Origin of the sequence: Azoarcus sp. CIB, from assembly GCF_001190925.1 — a bacterium.
Taxonomy (GTDB): Bacteria; Pseudomonadota; Gammaproteobacteria; order Burkholderiales; family Rhodocyclaceae; genus Aromatoleum.
Map to the genome: position 1 here is coordinate 3,373,161 of NZ_CP011072.1, position 22,586 is coordinate 3,395,746.

Sequence of the window (22,586 nt, forward strand, 5' to 3'; positions counted from 1 at the left end):
TTACGGAATCGCATATCGGGCCGGGCATTGCTCCCGGCCCGTTTGCTTTCAGATGTAGAGTACTTCGATAATCTCGTATTCACGCACGCCGCCTGGAGCCTGCACCTCGGCGATGTCGCCGGCGTACTTGCCGATCAGCGCGCGGGCGATTGGAGAACTGATGGAAATCTTGTTCTCCTTGATGTCGGCCTCGTCGTCACCGACGATCTGGTAGGTGACCGCCTTCCCTGACTCCATGTCCTCAAGGTTCACGGTCGCGCCGAATACACAGCGCCCATCGGCATCGAGAAGGCGCGGATCGATAATCTGCGCGTTCGCGATCTTTCCCTCGACTTCCTTGATCCGGCCCTCGACGAAGCCCTGACGCTCCTTCGCCGCGTCGTATTCAGCGTTTTCGGAGAGATCGCCGTGCGAGCGCGCTTCGGCGATCGCCGCGATCACGCTCGGACGATCGACGGTCTTGAGGCGATGCAGTTCGATGCGGAGTTTTTCCGCACCATTCACGGTAAGGGGAGTCTTGTTCATGATTGCTTGTTCAGTTCCGCGTGCAGGGACTGGAGGCCGTAAACCTCGAGTCCTTCAAGGTGGCGCATGCCCATGCAGGCGGCGCGGGCACCCTCGATGGTCGTGAACACCGTGAGCTTCGCTGCCAGCGCGCTCGTACGGATGGACCGCGAGTCGACGATCGCCTGGCGCTTCTCCTCGACGGTGTTAATGACCATGCTCACTTCATTGTTCTTGATCATGTCCACGATGTGCGGACGTCCTTCGGTGACCTTGTTGACGACGTTCACGGGAATTCCCGCTGTTTCGATCGCCGAAGCCGTGCCCCGCGTAGCGACGATACGGAAACCGAGTTCATTCAGCTCACGCGCGACTTCGACGGCGCCACCGCGGTCGGTCGGCTTCACGCTGATGAATGCCGTACCCGATTGCGGCAGCCGCACGCCAGCGGCGAGCTGCGACTTCACGAACGCTTCCGCGAAACTGCGGCCGACCCCCATGACTTCGCCCGTGGATTTCATCTCTGGCCCGAGGATGGTATCCACGCCCGGGAACTTGACGAACGGGAACACCGCTTCCTTGACCGAGAAGTACGGCGGAACGATTTCGCCGGTGACACCCTGGCTGGCAAGGCTCTGCCCCGCCATGCAGCGGGCGGCGACCTTCGCGAGCTGCAGGCCGCAGGCTTTGGAGACGAAGGGCACGGTGCGTGACGCACGCGGGTTCACTTCGAGCACGTAGACGGTCGCGTCGTCGCCTTCCCCCTGGATGGCGAACTGGACGTTCATGAGGCCGCAGACGTTGAGCGCTCGCGCCATCGCCTCGGTCTGCCGACGCAGTTCGTCCTGCAGTCTGGCCGACAGCGTGTACGGTGGCAGTGAGCACGCCGAGTCGCCGGAGTGAACGCCAGCCTGTTCGATGTGCTCCATGATGCCGCCGATGATGATCTGCTCGCCGTCGGACAGCGCATCGACGTCCACCTCGGTGGCGTCGTTGAGGAAGCGATCGAGCAGCACCGGCGACTCGTTGGAGACCTTCACGGCCTCGCGCATGTAGCGCTCGAGATCCTTCTGCTCATGCACGATTTCCATCGCACGGCCGCCGAGCACGTAGCTGGGACGCACGACGAGCGGATAACCGATCTCCGCCGCGAGCCGCACGGCCGCCTCGGGGGTACGGGCGGTACGGTTCGGCGGTTGCTTGAGGCCGAGATCGTTGAGCAACTTCTGGAAGCGCTCGCGGTCCTCGGCCGCATCGATCATGTCCGGGCTCGTGCCGATGATGGGCACGCCGTTCTCTTCCAGGGCCTGCGCACGCTTGAGCGGCGTCTGGCCGCCGAACTGGACGATGACGCCGACGGGCTTCTCGATATGTACGATCTCGAGAATGTCCTCGAGCGTGATCGGTTCGAAGTACAGGCGATCGGAAGTATCGTAGTCGGTCGAGACGGTCTCGGGGTTGCAGTTGACCATGATGGTCTCGTAACCATCTTCGCGCAGGGCGAGCGCGGCGTGGACGCAGCAGTAGTCGAACTCGATGCCTTGGCCGATGCGGTTGGGGCCGCCGCCGAGGACCATGATCTTCTTCTTGTCGGTCGGACGCGCTTCGCACTCTTCCTCATAGGAGGAGTACATGTAGGCGGTCGAGGTCGCGAATTCGGCGGCGCAGGTGTCGACGCGCTTGAACACGGGTCGCACTCCGTTGGCGTGACGGTGCAGGCGCACGGCCGTTTCATCCACGCCGAGCAGTTTCGCAATGCGGCGATCGGAGAAGCCCTTGCGTTTGAGTCCACGCAGTTCGGGCGCCTGGATCGCCTTCAGCGAGCGACCGGTGATGGCCTTCTCCGTCAGGACGATATCCTCGATCTGCGCGAGGAACCAGGGATCGATCTTGGTCAGGTTGAACACCTGCTCCTGCGTATAGCCTTCACGGAAAGCCTGGCCAACGTACCAGATGCGCTGGGGACCGGGATTCGCGAGTTCGTGCTCGAGGTCGGCACGGTCGGCCTCGACCTCGTCGAGACCGTAGACCCCCACTTCCAGCCCGCGCAGGGCCTTCTGGAAGGACTCCTGGAAGGTACGGCCCATCGCCATGACTTCGCCGACCGACTTCATCTGCGTGGTGAGTCGGTCGTTCGCCTGCGGGAACTTCTCGAAGGCGAAACGCGGGATTTTGGTGACGACATAATCGATCGAGGGCTCGAACGAGGCCGGCGTCGCACCGCCGGTGATGTCATTCTTGAGCTCGTCGAGCGTGTAGCCGACGGCGAGCTTGGCCGCGACCTTGGCGATCGGAAAACCTGTGGCCTTCGATGCGAGCGCGGACGAGCGCGACACGCGCGGGTTCATCTCGATGACGATCATGCGACCGTCCTTGGGATTGATCGCGAACTGGACGTTCGAACCGCCCGTGTCGACGCCGATTTCGCGCAACACCGCGATCGAGGCGTTACGCAGGATCTGGTATTCCTTGTCGGTGAGCGTCTGCGACGGCGCGACAGTGATCGAGTCGCCGGTGTGCACGCCCATCGGGTCGAGGTTCTCGATGGAGCAGACGATGATGCAGTTGTCCGCGCGGTCGCGGACGACTTCCATCTCGTACTCTTTCCAGCCGAGCAGCGACTCTTCGATCAGCAGCTCGTTGGTCGGGCTCGCCTCAAGACCGCGCTTGCAGATCTCCTGGAACTCTTCCATGTTGTAGGCGATGCCACCGCCGGTGCCGCCGAGCGTGAAGCTCGGACGGATGATCGCCGGGAAGCCGATGCCGCCTTGAACCTGCAGCGCCTCTTCCATGCTGTGGGCGATGCCCGAGCGCGCCGAGCCGAGACCGATCTTGGTCATCGCGTCCTTGAACTTCAGGCGATCTTCGGCCTTGTCGATCGCCTCGCGCGAGGCGCCGATGAGCTCCACGCCGTACTTCTCCAGCACGCCATGCTTAGCGAGATCGAGCGCGCAGTTTAGCGCGGTCTGTCCGCCCATCGTCGGCAGCAGCGCACCCGGGCGCTCCTTTTCGATGATGCGCTCGACCACCTGCCAGGTGATCGGCTCGATGTAGGTGACGTCGGCCGTACCCGGGTCGGTCATGATCGTCGCCGGGTTCGAGTTCACCAGGATGACCTTGTAGCCCTCCTCGCGCAGCGCCTTGCAGGCTTGGGCGCCGGAATAGTCGAATTCGCACGCCTGCCCGATGATGATCGGGCCGGCGCCGATGATGAGAATGCTTTGGATGTCTGTGCGCTTAGGCATTGCCTAACCTCGGTCTTGCGTTGGGGAGCGGCAGCGCGAGCTGCCGCTTGCGAATCATTTGCGCGCTTCGAGCAGCTTGATGAAGCGGTCGAACAGGTAGGCGACGTCGTGCGGACCGGGGCTTGCCTCGGGGTGCCCCTGAAAGCAGAACGCTGGCACGTCCGTGCGCTCCATGCCCTGCAGACTGCCGTCGAACAGCGAGACGTGGGTCGGACGCAGGTTCGCCGGCAGCGTGTCGGCGTCGACCGCAAAGCCGTGGTTCTGGCTGGTGATGAGCACCTGTCCGGTATCGAGGTCCTTGACCGGGTGGTTCGCGCCGTGATGACCGAACTTCATCTTCACGGTCTTCGCGCCGGACGCGAGCGCCATGAGCTGATGGCCGAGGCAGATGCCGAAGGTCGGGATGCCGCGGGCGAGGAATTCACGGATGGCGGCGATCGCGTAGTCGCAGGGCTCGGGGTCGCCAGGGCCGTTCGACAGGAAGATGCCGTCCGGATTGAGGGCGAGAACTTCCGCTGCGGGTGTCTGCGCGGGCACGACGGTGAGCCTGCAGCCGCGGCTCGCCAGCATGCGCAGGATGTTGCGCTTGACGCCAAAGTCATAGGCGACGACGTGGAATCGGGTCTTCCGTTCGGCCTGATAACCCTCGCCGAGCGTCCATTCGCCTTCGGCCCACTCGACGGTGCGCTCTGCACTCACGACCTTTGCCAGATCCATGCCGGCAAGGCCGGGGAAGGCGCGCGCCTGGGCGATCGCAGCTTCCGCGTTGAGCGATGCGCCTTCGGCAGCGGTGACGATGCAACCAGCCTGGGCGCCCTTCTCGCGCAGCACGCGCGTCAGCTTGCGGGTATCCAAGCCGGCAATGGCGACCACGTTCTCGGCCTTGAGATAGGCGTCGAGGGTCTGGTCCATGCGGAAGTTGGACGGAAGGATGGGCAGGTCGCGAATGACGAGACCGGCGGCGTGTACCCGCCCGGACTCGACGTCCTCGCGGTTCACGCCGGTATTCCCGATGTGCGGATAAGTCAGCGTTACGATCTGGCGGCAGTAGCTCGGGTCGGTAAGGATTTCCTGATAACCGGACATCGAGGTGTTGAACACCACCTCACCAACCGTGCTGCCGGCCGCACCGATTCCCTTGCCGAAAAATACCGTCCCATCGGCGAGTGCTAGTAGGGCGGGCGGGGAAGCAGTCACGACAAACTCCTGAGTTCAGCCGAAAAGGCAGGGACAGGCGCAACGGGCCTGCCCGAACGTGAAAAAAACGGGACGAGCCGCTGATCGGCCAATCCCGCTTATCTAAACCGCTGAATTGTATCGTTTGGCGCCGCCCGAGGCAACGACGGCGAAGGACGACCGCGGCGACTCAACGCAGGGCGAGAACGTCCTGCATGTCGAACAAGCCGTTTTTTTGCCCGGCCAGGAAACGCGCCGCACGGACGGAGCCGAGCGCGTAGGGCATGCGGCTGCCGGATTTGTGCGTGATTTCGATGCGCTCGCCGATGCCGGCGAAGAGAACGGTATGGTCGCCCACGACATCGCCACCGCGGATCGTGGAAAACCCGATCGTCTCGGGCTTGCGCTCGCCCGTGACGCCTTCGCGCCCATAGATCGCGCACTCGTCGAGATTCCGCCCGAGTTCGCGGGCGACGACCTCGCCCATGCGCAGCGCCGTGCCGGATGGGGCGTCGACCTTGAAGCGATGATGCGCCTCGATGACTTCCACGTCGTAGCCTTCGTCAAGGATACGGGCGGCCACCTCAAGGAGCTTGAACACGGCATTGACGCCGACGGCCATATTCGGGGCGAACACCACGGGGACATCCTTGGCCACCGCGACGATGGTCTCCTTTTCCGCCGCAGAGAAGCCGGTCGTGCCGATCACCATCGCCTTGCCGAGTTCGCGCGCGATGTCGAGATGGACGAGCGTCCCTTCCGGACGTGTGAAATCGATCACGCAGTCGGCCGCGGCGATTGCGGCACGGACGTCGTCCGTCACCACGACGCCGCAGGCGCTGCCGACCAACTCACCGGCATCGCGGCCGACAAAGGGCGTACCCGCCCGGTCGAACGCTGCGGCGAGTACAACCTCGCCGTCATTCAGCACGGCCTCGATCAGCATCCGCCCCATGCGACCGGACGCGCCTGCAATTGCAATACGTAAGGGATTCATTCAGTCAGATCCTGTGAGCGCAGCAAGAGAACGTCTTACTACTGCTTGGCTGCGGGCGAGATCTCGATCACGCGGGAACGCTCGGTCTGCGCAGCCGCCGCCGCGGCCGGCGCGTCACCGGACTGCACGTCACCGGAAACCCGGTCGAGCTTGTCGCCATCAAAGAAGACGCTGAGCACGCGGTGCTGAGGTTCGCCGCGCCCGGGGCGGAAGGTATAGACGTAATCCCAGCGATCGGCATGGAAGACGTCGGTCACGAGGGGCGTACCGAGAGCGAAGCGAACCTGCTCACGCGTCATGCCTTTTTTGAGGCGCGCGACCATTTCCTGATCGACGTAGTTACCCTGGCGTACGTCGACGCGATGGGGATTCAACCCAGCGGTCAGGGAGGTAAGGGAACAACCGGCCACGAGGCCCGCGACGGCGACGACCGCCGGAAGAATCAATACGCGCATGAATGGGGATCTTGGTCGTTGGCGCCGAACGGCGTATCTTTTTCAGACAAAGGCGAAAAAATATATCATACGTAGCCAGCAGCCACGCTGCCGCGCGAACTGCAAGCCAACAGAGCGACTATGTCAGAGAATTCGCAGAACCTAAAAAATATAGGCCTCAAGGCCACCTACCCGCGCCTGAAGATCCTCGATCTCTTCCAGACTTCGGATCTGCGGCACCTCACTGCCGAGGATGTGTATCGACTGCTAATGGCGGAAGGCATGGATATCGGACTTGCCACCGTCTACCGCGTCCTGACGCAGTTCGAGCAGGCGGGTCTGCTGGAACGGCATTATTTCGAATCCGGCAAGGCCGTCTTCGAACTGAAGGAAAGCGGCCATCACGACCATCTGGTCTGCGTGCAATGCGGCAAGGTGGAAGAATTCTTTGACGCGGAAATCGAGCGGCGGCAGAACCAGATCGCGCAGGAGCGTGGTTTTGCGGTCCGCGAACACGCGCTGTACCTCTACGTCGATTGCCTCAGGAAGGATTGCCCGAATCGCAAGCTGGGAGGCTGACTCCCCTCGGACGAAACTCGCGGCGACTAGGGTGCTGCACTCACGCCGAGCATTTCCGCCGCATGGCGGCGGGTGGTGTCCGTGATGTTGACACCCCCGAGCATGCGGGCGATTTCTTCGACCCGGCCTTCGGTTTCGAGCGGCGTGACGGCACTGACGACCTCGTTACCGCGATTCGACTTGGCAATGTTCCATTGCCAGTCGGCACATGCAGCGACCTGAGGAAGATGGGTGACGCACAGCACCTGCCTTTCCCGACCCAGCCGATGCAGGAGCTTGCCGACAATTTCCGCCACGCCGCCACCGATGCCGACATCGACTTCGTCGAAGATCAGCGTCGGCGTCGCGGAATCGCGACTCGTCATGACCTGGATCGCCAGACCGATGCGCGACAGTTCGCCGCCCGAGGCGACCTTCGACAAGGGGCGCAAGGGCTGACTCGGATTGGCTGCCACGCGGAACTCGACGGTTTCGGCACCACGCACTGACGGCGAACAAGGCTCGAGCACTACTGCAAACTGGCCACCCGCCATCGCGAGCGTCTGCATCGCCTCGCTGACCTCATGCGACAGGCGCTCGGCAGCCGGCCGACGCGCCGCCGAGAGGCGTGAAGCCGCCTGCTCGTAGGCCGCCCTGACCTGCGCTTCCTGCTCGGCAAGATGGACGGGATCCGCCCGCGCGACCAGCTCGTCGAACTTCCGCACCCAGTCGTCGAGCAAGTCCGGCAAGCCCTCGGGATCGACGCGATATTTGCGCGCGAGATCGGTCACGGCGCCGATTCGGCGTTCGATCTCGGCCAGGCGCTGCGGATCGAGATCCAGCCGGTCGCGATAGCGGCGCAACGCGTGCAGCGCCTCGTCCGCCTGGATCGCTGCCCCGGAGAGCAGGTCCCGCACGTCGCCCAGCCCCGGATCAATGTCGGCCATCGCGTCGACGCGCACGCTGATGTGGCGTAGCAGGGACGCAACTGCCGCCTCCCCCTCGCCCAGCGCTGCCAACGCCTCGTCCGCCCCTTCCATGAGGCCCGCTGCATGCGCCAGCCGGGCGTGCTCCTGGTTGATCTCGGACCACTCGTCAGCATCGAAAGCCAGGTTGCGCAACTCGTCGATCTGCCACACGAGCAGTTCGCGTTCGCGCTCGGAGGCGGCCGAATCCTGCTCGGCCGTCCGTCGCAGCTCGACCACCCGCTGCCACCCGCGAAAGAGCTCTGCGACCTCGTTCGCAAGCGCGCCAGCACCGGCATGGGCATCGATCAACGCACGCTGGGCATCGCTCCTGAGCAGGGCGTGGTGCGCATGCTGGCCGTGGATGTCGGCCAGCCAGTCCCCCGCCTCGCGCAACTGCGCCTGCGTCACCGGCACGCCGTTGATCCACGCACGCGATCGCCCCCCAGTCTCGACGACGCGCCGCAGGATCACCATGCCCTCATCAGCCGGCAGATCCTGCGCGGCGAGCCAGTCCGACAGGCTGCCGTCTGCCGGAAGGTCGAATTCGGCGGCAATGTCGGCCTTGTCGCGACCGACACGCACCGCAGCGGCATCGGCACGACCGCCCAGTGCGAGGCCCAGTGCGTCCAGCAGGATGGACTTGCCCGCGCCCGTCTCCCCCGTAAGCGCCCCGAAGCCCGTCTGGAATTCGAGTTCGAGGCGATCGACGATCACGAAATCACGGATGGTCAGACGGCGGAGCATAGGCGTCGCAAGTGAAGACTCAATGGAGGGCGGCCCATCAGGGCAGTCGCGGCGTGGCGCTCCAGTGGAGCTTTCCGCGCAGCATGGCGAAGTAACTGTAGCCTTCGGGGTGCAGGAAGCGCACCACTTTGGGCGAACGCGTGATCCGGACGACGTCACCGGCACGCGCATCGAACCGTGTCTGGCCGTCGAAATGGATGCGCGCGTCGTGCGGAGAAAGCAGCTCGATCTCGATCCGGCAGCTGTCGGGCAGCGTAATCGGGCGGGCGGTAAGGGCGTGCGGACACAGAGGCACGAGGGCGATGCCGCCGACCGTGGGGTGCAGGATCGGCCCGTTGGCGGACAGGGCGTATGCGGTGGATCCGGTCGGAGTCGTGATGATCATGCCGTCCGAACGCTGCGTGTACACGTATTCGCCGTCGATCGACAGATCGAACTCGATCATGCGACCGAGATCGCCCTTGTTCACGACGACATCGTTGAACGCGAGCGTGTGAAACACCCGCTGCCCGCCGCGGACGACTTCGGCGTCGAGCATCGTGCGCGCCTCTTCGACATAGCGGCCATCGAGGATTTCGGCGAGTTTGCTCAAAGCCTCCTTGCGCGGGATGTCGGTCAGAAAGCCCAGCCTGCCCTGGTTGATGCCAACGAGCGGGACGGCATGCTCGGACAACCGGCGAGCGGTGTTCAGCATCGTTCCGTCGCCCCCGAGCACCACCGCGAGATCGGCCTGTGCACCGATCTCGTCATAGGTCACCGTGGCGAATTCGCCGACGAGCCCGATGGAACTTGCCGTACCCTGCTCGATCCATACGGCGAGCCCCCTTTCACGCAGGAAACTGGCGATCGAAAGGACCGCGCCAGCAACGTCCGGGCTCTGGTACTTGCCGATCAGGGCAATGGTATTAAAGCTGTGGCTCATGCCGCGGATTAAACCACAATCGCCGAGAACCTTGGCAGAGACACCGGTACTTCCATAGAATCGGGGAAATAACTTCTTACCGTCATGAAACCGCTCGACCCGCGCTCCCAGATCCTGCTCAAGACACTTATCGAACGCTACATCGTGGAAGGGCAGCCCGTGGGCTCTCGCGCGCTGTCGCGCTACTCGGGGCTCGAGCTGTCGCCCGCGACGGTACGCAACGTGATGAGCGACCTCGAGGAGATGGGCTTCATCGCGAGCCCCCACACTTCGGCCGGGCGCATTCCGACGGCACTTGGCTACCGCTTCTTCGTCGACTCGCTGCTGACCGTTCAGCCGCTGGAACAGGCGCAATTGCGCGAACTCAAGGGGCATCTTCAGCCCGACCAGCCCCAGCGCCTGATCAGCTCTGCGTCGCACCTGCTGTCCGAGCTGACACAGTTTGCAGGAGTCGTCGTTTCGCCGCATCGCGACCTGATCAAGATCCGCCAGATCGAATTCATCAGCGTGTCGGAAAACCGCATCCTGCTGATCATAGTCACCACGGCAGGCGACGTGCAGAACCGCATCATCCATACGCGGCGCTCGTACTCACCCTCCGAACTGGTCGAAGCGGCGAACTATCTGACCGAACACTGTGCCGGGCTGGGGTTCGATGACATTCGTACGCGCATCCGGGCCGAGCTGAAACAGTTGCGCAGCGACATGAGCGAACTGATGAATGCGGCGGTCGAAACCGGCAGCGCTGCGGCCGAGGACGACACCTCCCGCTACGTACTGTCGGGCGAGACGAACCTGCTCGACGTCGAGGACCTTTCGTCGAACATGGCGCGGTTGCGCGAGTTGTTCAAGCTGTTCGAGCAGAAGACCGGACTCATCCAGCTCCTCGACCTGTCCAACCGCGCCCAGGGGGTGCAGATCTTCATCGGTGACGAATCGGGACTGGCGCAACTCGACGGCTGCAGCGTCGTGACTGCGGGTTACGAGGTCAACGGCCGCATCGTCGGCTCGGTCGGCGTGATCGGACCGACACGCATGGCTTATGATCGTGTGATTCCCATCGTCGACATCACGGCTCGCCTACTCTCGAACGCGCTGTCGAACGCGAACTGAGCGACGCGCCGCAATCACACAAGGATCAGCATGGCCCGTTACTGGCCCGAACCCGCCTGGACGCATGGCACACCTGCACGCACGGGCGTGTTGCTCGTCAACCTGGGCTCCCCCGCTGCCCCCACCGCCGCAGCCGTCCGCCCATACCTCAAGCAGTTCCTGTCCGACCCGCGGGTTGTCGAGATCCCCGCCCCGGTCTGGTGGCCCATCCTCAACGGCATCATCCTGAACACCCGCCCGCGGAAGTCCGCCGCCAAATACGCGACGATCTGGATGGACGAAGGGTCACCGCTGAAGGTGCATACCGAGCGTCAGACGAAGCTGCTTGCAGGCTACCTTGGCCATCGCGATATCGTGGGCCTACAGGTCGAATGGGCGATGCGCTACGGTTCGCCCTCGGTGCCGGACGTGCTGAACCGCATGAAGGCTGACGGCTGCAACCGCATCCTGATCGTTCCGATGTATCCGCAATTTGCCGCCAGCACGACCGCAAGCGTGCTGGACGAAGTCGCGAACTGCTTCGTGCACTGGCGCAACCAGCCCGAAATCCGCTACGTGCGCAGTTTCCACGACCACCCGGGCTATATCGCGGCGCTCGCCCAGAGCGTGCGCGACCACTGGATGAAGAATGGCGAGGGCGACAAGCTGGTCATGAGCTTTCACGGCATCCCGCGGCGATCGCTCGACCTCGGCGACCCCTATCACTGCGAATGCCACGTGACGGCACGCCTGCTCGCCAGGGAACTCGGACTGACGGACGACCGTTGGCAACTGACCTTCCAGTCGCGCTTCGGCAAGGCCGAATGGCTCAAACCCTACACCCAGCCAACGCTCGAAGCGATGGCGCGCCAAGGCACGGAACGCGTCGACGTGATGTGTCCGGGCTTTCCGGCGGACTGTCTGGAGACGCTCGAGGAGATCGCAATGGAATGCCGCCATGCGTTCCTGTCGTGCGGCGGGAAGGAATTCCACTACATCCCGTGCCTGAACGAGCGTGACGACTGGATCACGGCGCTGACCGACATCGTGCGCGACAACCTCGGCAACTGGTTGACCCGCCCGCCCGCGGGGCCACAGGACCTCGCCGCCAGCGCCCAGCGCGCGCGCGTTGCCGGCGCGACGTGCTGACAATGGATCCGCGACACGAACTCGCGCTCGCCGACTCGGAGGACACCCGCATCCGGGCGCGGTTCCGGCATCACCGCGACTGACCGCGGCCCGCAGCGGGCCAGCGCGAGGGGCATGTACGGAAAGTGCCGCGACCGGCCTGAAGTTTTTCCGAAATCTGCCGTTAAAACCTGCGCTTGAGTGGGTCGCAGGGAACCGTCATGAAAATTGCATCGGCAGACATTCAGCTTCAGGCTTCGCACCTATCCTTCAGTCGCCGCGAGACCTCGGAGCGGCTCGAGATGTGGGTCGGCGAACGTCCCGCCAGCGCGGGGCGGAACAACGGCATCGGCGTCGCCGCAAGCGCGGGCGTGCGGCCCGAGGTGCAAATTTCCAGGGATGCCCTCGAGGCCCAGGAGGCCGAGGCTGCGGAGAACGATTCCGGGGAAGACGGCCTCGACCCGCGATTCCGCTTCCTCAAGCACCTGATCGAGGCACTGACGGGGCGCGCGATCCACACCCTGCAGTCAAGCGATTTCCACGCTGATCAGGCTGCAGCGGCAGTCATCGAGCAGCCGCCCGCCGAAGGCCGCCGCGCGGACGCCCCGCGACGCGCGGGATTCGGCATCGAGTACGACTTTCGCTCGGTGTCTCAGGAATACGAATACACGAGCTTCGAAGCCGCGGGCGTTGTCAGGACCACTGACGGCCAGGAAATCCGCTTCAATCTGGAACTGGAGATGGAACGCGCGTATGCCGAAACCTCGAACGTCCAGGTGCGTCTTGGCGATGCGCGCGTGAAGGACCCGCTGGTGCTCGATTTTGCCGGCACGTCCGCCCAGCTTTCAGACGTGCGTTTCGCCTTTGACCTCGATGCCGACGGCAAGACCGAAGACGTGCCGATGCTTGGCGGTGGTCGCGGCTACCTCGCCATTGACCGCAATCTGAACGGCCGCATCGACGACGGCGCCGAACTTTTCGGGCCGACAACCGGCGACGGCTTCGCCGAACTGGCAGCGCTCGATACCGACGGCAGCGGCTGGATCGACGAAGCCGACGCGAAATTTGCCGATCTCCGCATCTGGACCCCGACTGCCGACGGCGCCGGCAGCGTCGTGACGGCGTCGGAAGCCGCCGTCGGCGCACTCTACCTGGGGAGGGTCGCCACGCCGTTCGAGTTGCGCGGAGCAGCGAACGACACGCTTGGCGTGATGCGCTCCACCAGCATCTATCTGCGGGAGGACGGCACCACCGGTACCGTCAGCCAGGTCGACCTGAGCATATAGGCCTGCAGGAGCCGGGGCTTCAGTCCTCGACCAGCTGCAGGTCGAGCCCCGAGGCGGTGAACTTGCCAGCCATTGCCGGCTCGCCGTTTGCCGAGAGTTCGCGCAGCGCTTCACCGAGGCGCCGAACGGCGACCGTAGCCAGCATCGTGCGGAACAGCTCGCGCAACTCGTCGGTTGCGAGCGCCAACGCGGAAGGGTTGACCTCGAGATAGATCGTCGAATTCACCGAGGTGACCGTCGTCATGTGACGATGCTGGACGCTGTCGAGCCACGCGATCTCGCCGAACACCTCGCCCACGCCGCGGCGACTCACACGCCGGCCATCGACCGACACCTCCACCTCGCCATCGACGACAACGCCGAAGCGCTGGTCCGCATCGCCCTCGCGAATCAGCGTCGTTCCGCCATCGACGACGCGCCACGACGAAATGCGCAACACCTCCCACAGCTCGATGTCATCGAACTCGGTGAAGAAAGCCAGCTTGCGCAGCAGCGAGAAGCGGCTAGTGTCGGGCGGCACAAAGGTATCGTCGACCAGCTGATAGCGCACCGCCGAGAGCTCCTTGGCAAACTCTGCACCGTTCTTGTAGCGCGAATACAGGTCCTTTTCGAGCGCCTTGCGGATCACGCCATCGATCTGGTCGGGCAACTCGGGATTGAGCTGCGAGACCCGCGGCGGATCGACATTGATGATCTTGTAGATCAGCTGCGCCGGATTGCTCGCCCGGAAAGGCAGTCGTCCGGTGAGGAGATTGAACAGCACGACCCCGAGCGAATAAAGATCGGTCTTCTGATTGAGTTGATAGCCCTTGATCTGCTCCGGACTCATGTAGGCCGGCGAACCGACTCCCATGATGAAGGTCGAGTCCGACTCCACCTTCTTGCTGATGTTCAGCGCGAGACCGAAGTCCGTGATCTTCACGTTGTCCTGATCATCGACGAGGATGTTCGCCGGCTTGATGTCGCGATGGACGATGCCCTGCCGATAGGCGTAGTCGAGCGCCATGCAGCACTTGAACACGATCCCGATCGCCCGGTGCACCGGCAGCATGCGCTCGAAGCTGCAATAGCGCTCGAGCGATTCTCCCGGGAAATACTCCATGACGACGTAGGACTGCTCGGCTTCGATCACGACGTCGTGCACGTGGATGATGTGCGGATGATCGAGGCGCGTCGAAACCGCCCTTTCCGCCTTGAGCAACTTCAGCAGGCGCCGGTTCCACTTCGACTCGTCCTTCGACTTGTCGTTGAAACGGATCAGCTTGACGGCGACCGGCACCGGCCAATCGGCGGACTCCGCCATATAGACGACCGCCGTCGCACCGCGGCCCACCTCCTTCACGATGCGGTACTTCCCGATTGTCAGCGGCATCTCGCTCATGTGTGATCCGGACCCAGCCTCTCGCGCGACTTTCAAGTCGCTGTGCGGACTTTAATCCTGACATATGCAGGCGCACACCGGCAACCCGACAAATTTTTGTAACCATCCCCTTGAAACGGGAACACCCGACCCAATCTCACGCCCGTCGAACGAACACAGGGAGTTCCACCCCATGCAGGAAAACAAGCCCTCCGCCGAGGCCCCCGAAGAGCTGCTGCAGGCCACCGCAGAACAATCCGGCAACGCCCCCCAGAACGAAACGACCGCCGAGCCCATGGGCGACACGATGCCCAGCCTCGAGGAGTCGCTGCGCGTGGCCGAGCTGAAGGCCGCCGAGCATCACGATGCCTGGCTGCGAGCCAAAGCCGATAGCGAAAATATCCGGCGGCGTGCGCAGGAAGACATCGCCAAGGCGTCGAAGTTCGCGGCGGAAAAGTTCGCAAATGCCATGCTGCCGGTCAAGGACAGCCTTGAAGCCGCCCTGGCGACGGAAAACCAGACGATCGAAAGTCTTCGCGAAGGTGTCGAGTTGACCCTGAAACAGCTCACCGCCGCCTTCCAGAACGCCGGCGTGACCGACGAGAACCCCGTCGGAAGTAAGTTCGACCCCAACCGCCACCAGGCCATCGCAATGGTCGAGGGCGACGGCGAACCGAACACCGTGGTGAGCGTGCTGCAGAAGGGCTACCTGCTGCACGAGCGCGTGCTGCGTCCGGCAATGGTAACCGTCTCCAAGAGCAAGAGTGCCTGAGTTCGGGACACCACTTGAAATCGACGACGACACCCCTAACTAACTGACAGCGCAATCCGGCAAGCCGAGGCCCCGAGCGGAGCAAACCGCCCGCCTCCCCGGCTTCCCCCTCACCCGAAAGGAACTGACATGGGCAAGATCATCGGCATCGACCTGGGCACCACCAACAGCTGCGTTTCCGTAATGGAAGGCGGCAAGCCCAAGGTCATCGAAAACTCCGAAGGCGCGCGCACGACGCCATCGATCGTCGCGTATGCGGAGGACGGCGAAATCCTGACCGGCGCACCGGCCAAACGTCAGGCGGTCACGAACGCCAGGAACACCCTGTTCGCGGTGAAGCGCCTGATCGGCCGCCGCTTCGAGGAAAAGGAAGTGCAGAAGGACATCGACCTGATGCCCTTCACGATCGCCAAAGCCGACAACGGCGACGCTTGGGTCGAAGTGCGCGGCAAGAAGATCGCCCCGCCGCAGGTCTCCGCCGAAGTGCTGCGCAAGATGAAGAAGACCGCCGAAGACTACCTCGGCGAGGAAGTCACCGAAGCCGTCATCACCGTACCGGCCTACTTCAATGACAGCCAGCGCCAGGCGACCAAGGACGCCGGCCGCATCGCCGGCCTCGAAGTCAAGCGCATCATCAACGAGCCGACCGCCGCAGCGCTCGCGTTCGGCATGGACAAGAAGCCGGGCGACTCGAAGATTGCCGTGTATGACCTCGGCGGCGGCACCTTCGACATCTCGATCATCGAGATCGCCGACATCGACGGCGAACACCAGTTCGAAGTGCTCGCGACCAACGGCGACACCTTCCTCGGCGGCGAGGACTTCGACCAGCGCCTGATCGACTACATCGTCACCGAGTTCAAGAAGGAACAGGGCGTCGACCTCAAGAACGACGTGCTCGCGCTGCAGCGCCTGAAGGAGGCGGCCGAAAAGGCCAAGATCGAGCTTTCGTCGTCGCAGCAGACCGAGGTGAACCTGCCCTACGTCACTGCCGACGCGACCGGTCCGAAGCACCTTGCGATCAAGATCACTCGCGCGAAGTTCGAGTCGCTGGTGGACGACCTCGTCGAGCGTACCATCGAACCGTGCCGCATCGCACTCAAGGACGCGGGCATGAAGGTCTCCGACATCGACGACGTGATCCTCGTCGGCGGCATGACGCGCATGCCCAAGGTGCAGGAGAAGGTCAAGGAATTCTTCGGCAAGGATCCGCGCAAGGACGTGAACCCGGACGAGGCCGTCGCGGTCGGCGCCTCAATCCAGGGCGGCGTGCTGCAGGGCGAAGTCAAGGACGTGCTGCTGCTCGACGTCACCCCGCTGTCGCTCGGCATCGAAACCCTGGGCGGTGTCATGACCAAGCTGATCCAGAAGAACACGACGATCCCCACCAAGGCCTCGCAGGTGTTCTCGACCGCGGACGATAACCAGAACGCCGTGACGATCCACGTCCTGCAGGGCGAGCGCGAAATGGCCGCCGGCAACAAGAGCCTCGGCCAGTTCAACCTGTCCGACATCCCGCCGGCGCCGCGCGGCATGCCGCAGATCGAGGTCACGTTCGACATCGACGCAAACGGCATCCTGCACGTATCGGCCAAGGACAAGGCCACCGGCAAGGAGAACAAGATCAAGATCCAGGCCAATTCGGGCCTCTCGGACGACGAGATCCAGCGCATGGTGCAAGACGCCGCTGCGCACGCCGAAGAGGACAAGAAGGCCCACGAACTGGTCGACACGCGCAACCAATGCGACGCGCTGGTGCATTCGGTGAAGAAGTCGCTCACCGAGTACGGCGACAAGATCGATGCCGACGAGAAGGGAAAGATCGAAGCCGCGATCAAGGAGGCCGAGGAGTCGCTGAAGAGCAACGACAAGGCCACGATCGAAGCCAAGACCCAAGCCCTCGCGATGGCCAGTCAGAAGCTCGGCGAACAGATGTACGCGCAGACCCAGGGCGCCGAAGCCGGCGCAGCGGGTGCCGCAGGCGGCGCGTCGGGCGGATCGAAGGCGGCCGACGCCGACGTCGTGGACGCCGAGTTCACCGAAGTCAAAGACAAGAAGTGATCGCTCGCCGGGCGGCGAGATGATGGCCGAGCCGACGCCGGAGCAGCATTTCCGGCAGGCTCGGCCTTTGCATGACAGGGAGGCCCGTGCGGCCACCCCAGCCTGAGCGACAGGAAATGGCAACGAAACGGGATTACTACGACGTACTGGGTGTCAATCGCGACGCCTCGGACGACGAAATCAAGAAGGCCTACCGCAAGCTGGCCATGAAGCACCATCCGGACCGCAATCCGGAAAGCAAGGACGCCGAGGACAAGTTCAAGGAGGCCAAGGAAGCCTACGAGATCCTCTCCGACGCACAGAAGCGCGGCGCCTACGACCGCTACGGCCACGCCGGCGTCGATCCATCGGCCGGCGCGGGACCCGGCGGCCAGGGCTTCGACGGTTTTTCCGACGCGTTTTCGGACATCTTCGGGGACATCTTCGGCGGAAGCGGCGGACGCGGCCGCTCGAATGTCTATCGTGGCGCAGACCTGCGCTATAACCTCGAGATCTCGCTGGAAGAAGCCGCACGCGGCGCGGAAAAGACAATCCGCATTCCGACCGTGGAAGAGTGCGACACCTGCCACGGCAGCGGCGCAAAGCCCGGCACCCAGCCCAAGCCCTGCCCCACCTGCGGCGGCGCGGGCCAGGTGCGCATCCAGCAGGGTTTCTTCTCGATCCAGCAGACCTGCCCGAAGTGCCACGGCACCGGTCGCATCATCCCCGACCCCTGCCGCGACTGCGGCGGCGCCGGTCGCGTGAAGCGCCAGAAGACGCTTGAAGTGAAGATTCCCGCGGGCATCGACGAAGGCATGCGCCTGCGCCATGCGGGCCACGGCGAGCCCGGCGTCAATGGCGGCCCCCCGGGCGACCTCTACGTCGAGATCCACATCCGGCAGCACTCGGTGTTCCAGCGCGACCACGACGACCTGCACTGCGAGATGCCGATCAGCTTCACGACCGCCGCGCTGGGCGGAGAGATCGAAATTCCGACGCTCGAGGGCATGGCACGCCTCAAGATCCCCGCCGAGACGCAGAGCGGGCGAGTCTTCCGCCTGCGCGGTAAAGGCATCCGCAACGTGCGCTCGCAGGCGCACGGCGACCTGATGTGCCACGTCGTCGTCGAGACCCCGGTAAACCTTACCGAGCGTCAGAAGGAACTGCTGCGGGAATTCGAGGAAGTGTCACGCGGCGATGCCGATCGCCACAACCCCAAGGCCAAGTCCTGGATGGACAAGGTGAAGGAGTTCTTCGGCGGCTGACGCCGCCCACGGATCGCTCGCGCGGCGGGAAACCGCGGCGCAAGCGATCCGAACCCGCTTGCCGCCATCCGTTTGCACCCCGCATAGCGGGGCGCAAAACCATCAAGCGCCTACGCGCGCCGCCACAGAGTCCCCTGCGGCGTATCCTCGAGCGCGATGCCACGTGCCAGCAAGTCAGCACGAATGCGGTCCGCCTCGGCAAAATTTCTCGCCTTCTTGGCCTGGATGCGCTGCTCGATCAGTGCCTCGATCTCAACCGCCTCGTCACCCCCCGTTTCCGAAGTGCTGCTCTGGAGGAAGGCAAGAGGATCGCGTCCGAGCAGGCCGAGCACCCCACCCAAGCCCTTCAGCTGTGCCGCCATGGCCGCGGAGCCGCTGCGGTTCGCTTCGTTCGCGAGATCGAACAGCACGGCGACCGCCTCGGCGGTATTGAAGTCGTCGTCCATCGCTTCGCGAAAACGCCGCGCGTGCGCCTCCTCCCAGTCGACCGGTGCATCCGCTGGCACGACGTTGCGCAGCGCCGTGTACAAGCGCGTGAGGGCCTGACGGGCATCCTCGAGATGCGCGTCCGAATAATTGAGCGGACTGCGATAGTGGGCGCGCAAAATGAAGAAGCGCACCACCTCGGCGTCGTACTTCTTCAGCACATCGCGAATCGTGAAGAAATTGCCGAGCGACTTCGACATCTTCTCGTCATCGACGCGGACAAAGCCGTTGTGCATCCAGTAGTTCACGAAGGTGTGCCCGTGGGCACCCTCCGACTGCGCGATTTCGTTTTCGTGGTGCGGAAACTGCAGGTCCTGCCCGCCGCCGTGGATGTCGAAATGCTCGCCGAGCAGGTCCGAACTCATCGCGGAGCATTCGATGTGCCAGCCGGGGCGCCCCTCGCCCCACGGAGACGCCCACTTCACCTCCGTCGGCTCTTCGGTGCGTGCATGCTTCCACAGCACGAAATCGAGCGGATCGTGCTTCTCGCCCGCAATCTCCACACGCTCGCCGGCGCGCAGCTCGTCCACCGACTTGCCCGACAGCTTGCCGTAACCGTCGAACTTGCGCACCGAGTAGCATACGTCGCGATTCTCGGCGACGTATGCGAGTCCCTTATGGTGCAGCCGCTCGATCAGGGATTGCATCTGCCCCACATACTCCGTCGCACGCGGCTCATGGTCGGGCCGCATCACGCCGAGCGCGTCGGCATCCTCGTGCATCGCGGCGATGAACCGGTCGGTCAGCGAACGGATCGATTCGCCGTTCTCACCAGCACGACGAATGATTTTGTCATCAATATCCGTGATGTTCCTGACATACACGAGATCGAGCCCGCTCGCCCGCAGCCAGCGCGCGACCAAATCGAACACGACCATCACACGAGCATGACCGAGGTGGCAAAAATCATACACAGTCATGCCACAAACATACATCCGAACCTTTCCAGGCTCGATCGGAACGAAGATTTCTTTCTTTCGCGTCAGTGTGTTGTGGATCTGAAGCATGGCATTTTCCGCAAGGCGGCACAGAAAGACAGCATTCGACGGGACGGTATTCCGCGCAAGAGCGAAGCGCAATGCGGAAAGCGTCGGGGAGGGCCGCCACGTTCGCGCCGGCACTGCTACCCCGCCGTGATGCGACTCCCGTTATTTGATAGAATGTCGCGTTAAGTCCGCGTGGATCAACGGAAACCGAGCGATTCTAACACAATGAACATGCGTCCCAATTCAGCCCTGGCCGTGATGGCCCTCATCGTCGGCCTCGGCGTGGCTCCGCTGCTGCATGCGGCCGACAACGTCGCCCAGATTCAAACGCTCGTGAATCAGGGCCAGCATGCGCAGGCGCTGGCAATGGCCGACCGGGTGCTCGCAGGCAATGCCAAGGAACCGCAGGCGCGTTTCCTCAAGGGAATCGCCCTTACTGAGCTCAACCGCCAGGACGAAGCCGTCGCGGTATTCCAGAAGCTCACCGAGGATTTCCCAGAACTGCCCGAGCCCTACAACAACCTCGCCGTCCTGTACGCTCAACAGCGCCAGTACGACAAGGCGCGCTCAGCCCTCGAAATGGCGATCCGCACCCACCCGAGCTATGCGACCGCACACGAGAACCTCGGCGACGTCTACGCACGCCTCGCGAGTCAGGCCTACGACAAGGCCCTGCAACTGGACTCGGCGAACACGGGTGCACAGTCCAAGCTCGCGTTGATCCGCGAAATGATGTCCTCCGGTTCGCGAACGCGAGTTGCGGGGCAGACCGCACCGCCACGCACTGCCGCCGTGGCGCCGACTGCGGCACCCGCCCCGGCACCGGCCGCAGCCGCCGTCGCTGCATCTCCGGCAGCCTCCGCCACGCCAGTGCCATCCACTGCTGCGGCTGCCCCCACGGCCAAGCCGGCAGCAGCTGTTGCAGCACCGGCCGCCGCGGCTGCACCGACAGTCCCAGCCGCATCGCCCGCACCTGCAGCCGCCGCAGCGCAAACTGCCCGAGCGGCAACACCGGAACCCGCGGCAGCCGACGCCAGTGCCGAACGCGAAGCGCTGCAGACCGTCGAAGCGTGGGCCAAGGCGTGGTCGCGCAAGGACGTGAAGGCTTACCTTGGCTTCTACGACAAGGAGTTCCGTACCCCGGGCGGCGTGCCCCGCAAGGTGTGGGAAGACGAGCGCGAGCAGCGCGTCGGCAAACCGGGCCGCATTGCCGTCGAGATCGCGAAACCTGACACGAAGGTCGATGGCGAAGTGGCAACGGTACGTTTCCGTCAGAACTACGAGTCAGCCGGCTTCAGCTCCAGCTCGACCAAGACGCTCGAACTCGTCAAACGTAACGGTTCGTGGCGCATCCGCCAGGAGCGCGTCGGAGGATGACGGGCGTAACAATCGGACGAATAGGATTCGTCCGAATGCTATTAACACTGGCCGCGGCAACCCTGCCGCTGGCCGCCGCCGCCGCCCCCGTTCCACGCGGCATCTCGGATTCCGGGCCGGATGCATCGCTCGACTACGTCTTCACCGAGATCGAAGCGAACCGACTAGACGCGGCACTCGAACGCACCGAGGAAGTACTGCGCGCCTACCCCAATTTCCGGCTTGCCCACTTGATCAAGGGCGACCTGTTGCTGGCCCGCTCCAAACCGATCTCGACGTTCGGCAACGCGCCCGCGCCCGCCGAACGGGTCACTGAACTGCGTGACGAGGCCATCGCGCGTCTGCGCGCCTATCGCGAGCGGCCCGCCGCGGCGAGCTACATCCCGCGCTACCTCCTGCAGATGGGACCGGACCAGCGCTTCGCGGTCGTCGTCGATACCAAGCGCGCACGCCTGTACGTATACGCCAACGAGGGCGGAAAGCCGCGCTTCGTCGCAGACTACTACATCAGTCACGGCAAGGCCGGCACGGACAAGCGCGTCGAGGGCGACAACAAGACTCCGCTCGGCGTGTATGAAGTGACCTCCTTCATCGAGCAGGCCAAGCTGCCGGATCTATACGGCAGCGGCGCCTTCCCGATCAATTACCCCAACGAGTGGGATCGACGGCTCGGCCGCACCGGACACGGAATCTGGCTGCACGGAACGCCGAGCAACACCTACGCCCGCCCGCCGCTTTCTTCCGAGGGCTGTGTCACGCTCGCGAATCAGGACTTTCTCAAGCTTTCGAACTTCGTCGAGCCCGGGCTTACGCCGGTGATCATCAGCAACGAGATCGAATGGCTGTCGCTGGACGACTGGCAGGCCGAACGCCGCAACCTGCAGCTTGCGATCGAAGACTGGCGCCGGGACTGGGAAAAAACCGGCGAAGTGGGCCGTTACCTCTCGCACTATTCGAAGGAATTCCGCAGCGACACCCAGAATCTCGCGGAATGGTCGGAGCAGAAGCGCAAGGTCGCGGCGAGCCGCCAATGGATTAAGGTGCGCCTCGACAAATTGAGCATGTTCCGGAATCCGGGGCGAGACGACATCGTGGTCGTGACCTTCGAGCAGGACTATCGCAGCGACGACCTGTCCGACCGAGTCCGCAAGCGCCAGTACTGGCTCAAGGAAGGCGGTCGCTGGAAGATCGTCTATGAAGGCAAGGCCTGACGGCCATCACACAATTTCACTCCCGAACGGAAGGT

At 63.8% G+C, this 22,586-nt stretch carries 18 protein-coding genes; 9 read left to right on the plus strand and 9 right to left on the minus strand.

Going from position 1 to position 22,586, the window contains the following annotated elements:
• Positions 1-48: 48 nt before the first annotated feature.
• From greA to AzCIB_RS14955, 5 genes are all read right to left on the minus strand, one after another.
• A complete protein-coding gene (gene greA, locus AzCIB_RS14935) occupies positions 49-525 on the minus strand; it encodes a transcription elongation factor GreA (RefSeq protein ID WP_050416626.1) in 477 nt (158 codons plus the stop codon).
• A complete protein-coding gene (gene carB, locus AzCIB_RS14940; protein WP_050416627.1) occupies positions 522-3,749 on the minus strand; it encodes a carbamoyl-phosphate synthase large subunit in 3,228 nt (1,075 codons plus the stop codon). Before carB ends, greA begins: the two co-directional genes overlap by 4 nt.
• Before the next feature lie 54 nt (positions 3,750-3,803).
• Positions 3,804-4,946, minus strand: coding sequence for a glutamine-hydrolyzing carbamoyl-phosphate synthase small subunit (gene carA / locus AzCIB_RS14945; RefSeq protein ID WP_050416628.1), 1,143 nt, complete (start codon positions 4,944-4,946; stop codon positions 3,804-3,806).
• A 169-nt stretch (positions 4,947-5,115) separates the two neighbouring features.
• Positions 5,116-5,922: a 4-hydroxy-tetrahydrodipicolinate reductase gene (gene dapB / locus AzCIB_RS14950; RefSeq protein ID WP_050416629.1), complete on the minus strand. Its 807-nt coding sequence runs from the start codon at positions 5,920-5,922 to the stop codon at positions 5,116-5,118.
• Positions 5,923-5,960: 38 nt separating this feature from the next.
• Positions 5,961-6,377: an outer membrane protein assembly factor BamE gene (locus AzCIB_RS14955; protein ID WP_050416630.1), complete on the minus strand. Its 417-nt coding sequence runs from the start codon at positions 6,375-6,377 to the stop codon at positions 5,961-5,963.
• Positions 6,378-6,497: 120 nt separating this feature from the next.
• On the opposite strand from AzCIB_RS14955, the gene fur reads away from it, so the two are divergent.
• Positions 6,498-6,935 carry a ferric iron uptake transcriptional regulator gene (gene fur, locus AzCIB_RS14960; protein WP_018992200.1) on the plus strand — a complete coding sequence of 146 codons (438 nt, stop codon included), beginning with the start codon at positions 6,498-6,500 and terminating at the stop codon, positions 6,933-6,935.
• Between the two features lie 26 nt (positions 6,936-6,961).
• On the opposite strand, the gene recN is transcribed toward fur, so the two are convergent.
• Together recN and AzCIB_RS14970 are read right to left on the minus strand one after the other, a co-directional pair.
• Positions 6,962-8,626, minus strand: a complete 1,665-nt coding sequence (gene recN, locus AzCIB_RS14965) for a DNA repair protein RecN (RefSeq protein WP_050416631.1) — start codon at positions 8,624-8,626, stop codon at positions 6,962-6,964.
• Positions 8,627-8,663: 37 nt separating this feature from the next.
• Positions 8,664-9,548 carry an NAD kinase gene (locus AzCIB_RS14970; RefSeq protein ID WP_050416632.1) on the minus strand — a complete coding sequence of 295 codons (885 nt, stop codon included), beginning with the start codon at positions 9,546-9,548 and terminating at the stop codon, positions 8,664-8,666.
• Positions 9,549-9,632: 84 nt separating this feature from the next.
• On the opposite strand from AzCIB_RS14970, the gene hrcA reads away from it, so the two are divergent.
• The 3 genes from hrcA (at position 9,633) to AzCIB_RS14985 (ending at position 13,054) form a co-directional block, all read left to right on the plus strand.
• Positions 9,633-10,661, plus strand: a complete 1,029-nt coding sequence (hrcA, locus tag AzCIB_RS14975) for a heat-inducible transcriptional repressor HrcA (protein WP_050416633.1) — start codon at positions 9,633-9,635, stop codon at positions 10,659-10,661.
• 30 nt (positions 10,662-10,691) lie between these two features.
• The gene (gene hemH / locus AzCIB_RS14980; protein ID WP_050416634.1) at positions 10,692-11,789 is read left to right on the plus strand and encodes a ferrochelatase; all 1,098 of its coding nucleotides are present in this window, start codon (positions 10,692-10,694) and stop codon (positions 11,787-11,789) included.
• A 200-nt stretch (positions 11,790-11,989) separates the two neighbouring features.
• A complete protein-coding gene (locus tag AzCIB_RS14985) occupies positions 11,990-13,054 on the plus strand; it encodes an SPM autocatalytic domain-containing protein (protein WP_050416635.1) in 1,065 nt (354 codons plus the stop codon).
• 19 nt (positions 13,055-13,073) lie between these two features.
• Here AzCIB_RS14985 and AzCIB_RS14990 read toward each other — a convergent pair whose 3' ends face one another.
• The gene (locus AzCIB_RS14990; RefSeq protein ID WP_050416636.1) at positions 13,074-14,435 is read right to left on the minus strand and encodes a serine/threonine protein kinase; all 1,362 of its coding nucleotides are present in this window, start codon (positions 14,433-14,435) and stop codon (positions 13,074-13,076) included.
• Between the two features lie 172 nt (positions 14,436-14,607).
• On the opposite strand from AzCIB_RS14990, the gene grpE reads away from it, so the two are divergent.
• The 3 genes from grpE to dnaJ all read left to right on the plus strand — a co-directional run bounded on the left by grpE (position 14,608) and on the right by dnaJ (position 18,491).
• Entirely contained in the window at positions 14,608-15,186 is a 579-nt protein-coding gene (grpE, locus tag AzCIB_RS14995) for a nucleotide exchange factor GrpE (protein ID WP_050416637.1), read from the plus strand.
• A gap of 129 nt (positions 15,187-15,315) precedes the next feature.
• The gene (gene dnaK / locus AzCIB_RS15000; protein ID WP_050416638.1) at positions 15,316-17,247 is read left to right on the plus strand and encodes a molecular chaperone DnaK; all 1,932 of its coding nucleotides are present in this window, start codon (positions 15,316-15,318) and stop codon (positions 17,245-17,247) included.
• 116 nt (positions 17,248-17,363) lie between these two features.
• Complete coding sequence (gene dnaJ, locus AzCIB_RS15005; RefSeq protein WP_050416639.1) at positions 17,364-18,491, plus strand: molecular chaperone DnaJ; 1,128 nt, start codon at positions 17,364-17,366, stop codon at positions 18,489-18,491.
• 110 nt (positions 18,492-18,601) lie between these two features.
• Here dnaJ and cysS read toward each other — a convergent pair whose 3' ends face one another.
• Positions 18,602-19,984, minus strand: a complete 1,383-nt coding sequence (gene cysS / locus AzCIB_RS15010; RefSeq protein ID WP_050416640.1) for a cysteine--tRNA ligase — start codon at positions 19,982-19,984, stop codon at positions 18,602-18,604.
• Between the two features lie 210 nt (positions 19,985-20,194).
• Here cysS and AzCIB_RS15015 point away from each other — a divergent pair, with 210 nt between their 5' ends.
• Together AzCIB_RS15015 and AzCIB_RS15020 are read left to right on the plus strand one after the other, a co-directional pair.
• Complete coding sequence (locus tag AzCIB_RS15015) at positions 20,195-21,340, plus strand: nuclear transport factor 2 family protein (RefSeq protein WP_232299232.1); 1,146 nt, start codon at positions 20,195-20,197, stop codon at positions 21,338-21,340.
• 35 nt (positions 21,341-21,375) lie between these two features.
• A complete protein-coding gene (locus AzCIB_RS15020) occupies positions 21,376-22,551 on the plus strand; it encodes a L,D-transpeptidase family protein (RefSeq protein WP_232299233.1) in 1,176 nt (391 codons plus the stop codon).
• Positions 22,552-22,586: the final 35 nt, after the last annotated feature.

Coding starts and splice junctions, on each gene's coding strand:
- greA (WP_050416626.1), bottom strand. CDS start 525: ATGAACAAGACTCCCCTTACCGTGAATGGTGCGGAAAAACTCCGCATC.
- carB (WP_050416627.1), bottom strand. CDS start 3,749: ATGCCTAAGCGCACAGACATCCAAAGCATTCTCATCATCGGCGCCGGC.
- dapB (WP_050416629.1), bottom strand. CDS start 5,922: ATGAATCCCTTACGTATTGCAATTGCAGGCGCGTCCGGTCGCATGGGG.
- AzCIB_RS14955 (WP_050416630.1), bottom strand. CDS start 6,377: ATGCGCGTATTGATTCTTCCGGCGGTCGTCGCCGTCGCGGGCCTCGTG.
- fur (WP_018992200.1), top strand. CDS start 6,498: ATGTCAGAGAATTCGCAGAACCTAAAAAATATAGGCCTCAAGGCCACC.
- recN (WP_050416631.1), bottom strand. CDS start 8,626: ATGCTCCGCCGTCTGACCATCCGTGATTTCGTGATCGTCGATCGCCTC.
- AzCIB_RS14970 (WP_050416632.1), bottom strand. CDS start 9,548: ATGAGCCACAGCTTTAATACCATTGCCCTGATCGGCAAGTACCAGAGC.
- hrcA (WP_050416633.1), top strand. CDS start 9,633: ATGAAACCGCTCGACCCGCGCTCCCAGATCCTGCTCAAGACACTTATC.
- hemH (WP_050416634.1), top strand. CDS start 10,692: ATGGCCCGTTACTGGCCCGAACCCGCCTGGACGCATGGCACACCTGCA.
- AzCIB_RS14985 (WP_050416635.1), top strand. CDS start 11,990: ATGAAAATTGCATCGGCAGACATTCAGCTTCAGGCTTCGCACCTATCC.
- AzCIB_RS14990 (WP_050416636.1), bottom strand. CDS start 14,435: ATGAGCGAGATGCCGCTGACAATCGGGAAGTACCGCATCGTGAAGGAG.
- grpE (WP_050416637.1), top strand. CDS start 14,608: ATGCAGGAAAACAAGCCCTCCGCCGAGGCCCCCGAAGAGCTGCTGCAG.
- dnaK (WP_050416638.1), top strand. CDS start 15,316: ATGGGCAAGATCATCGGCATCGACCTGGGCACCACCAACAGCTGCGTT.
- dnaJ (WP_050416639.1), top strand. CDS start 17,364: ATGGCAACGAAACGGGATTACTACGACGTACTGGGTGTCAATCGCGAC.
- cysS (WP_050416640.1), bottom strand. CDS start 19,984: ATGCTTCAGATCCACAACACACTGACGCGAAAGAAAGAAATCTTCGTT.
- AzCIB_RS15015 (WP_232299232.1), top strand. CDS start 20,195: ATGCGTCCCAATTCAGCCCTGGCCGTGATGGCCCTCATCGTCGGCCTC.
- AzCIB_RS15020 (WP_232299233.1), top strand. CDS start 21,376: ATGCTATTAACACTGGCCGCGGCAACCCTGCCGCTGGCCGCCGCCGCC.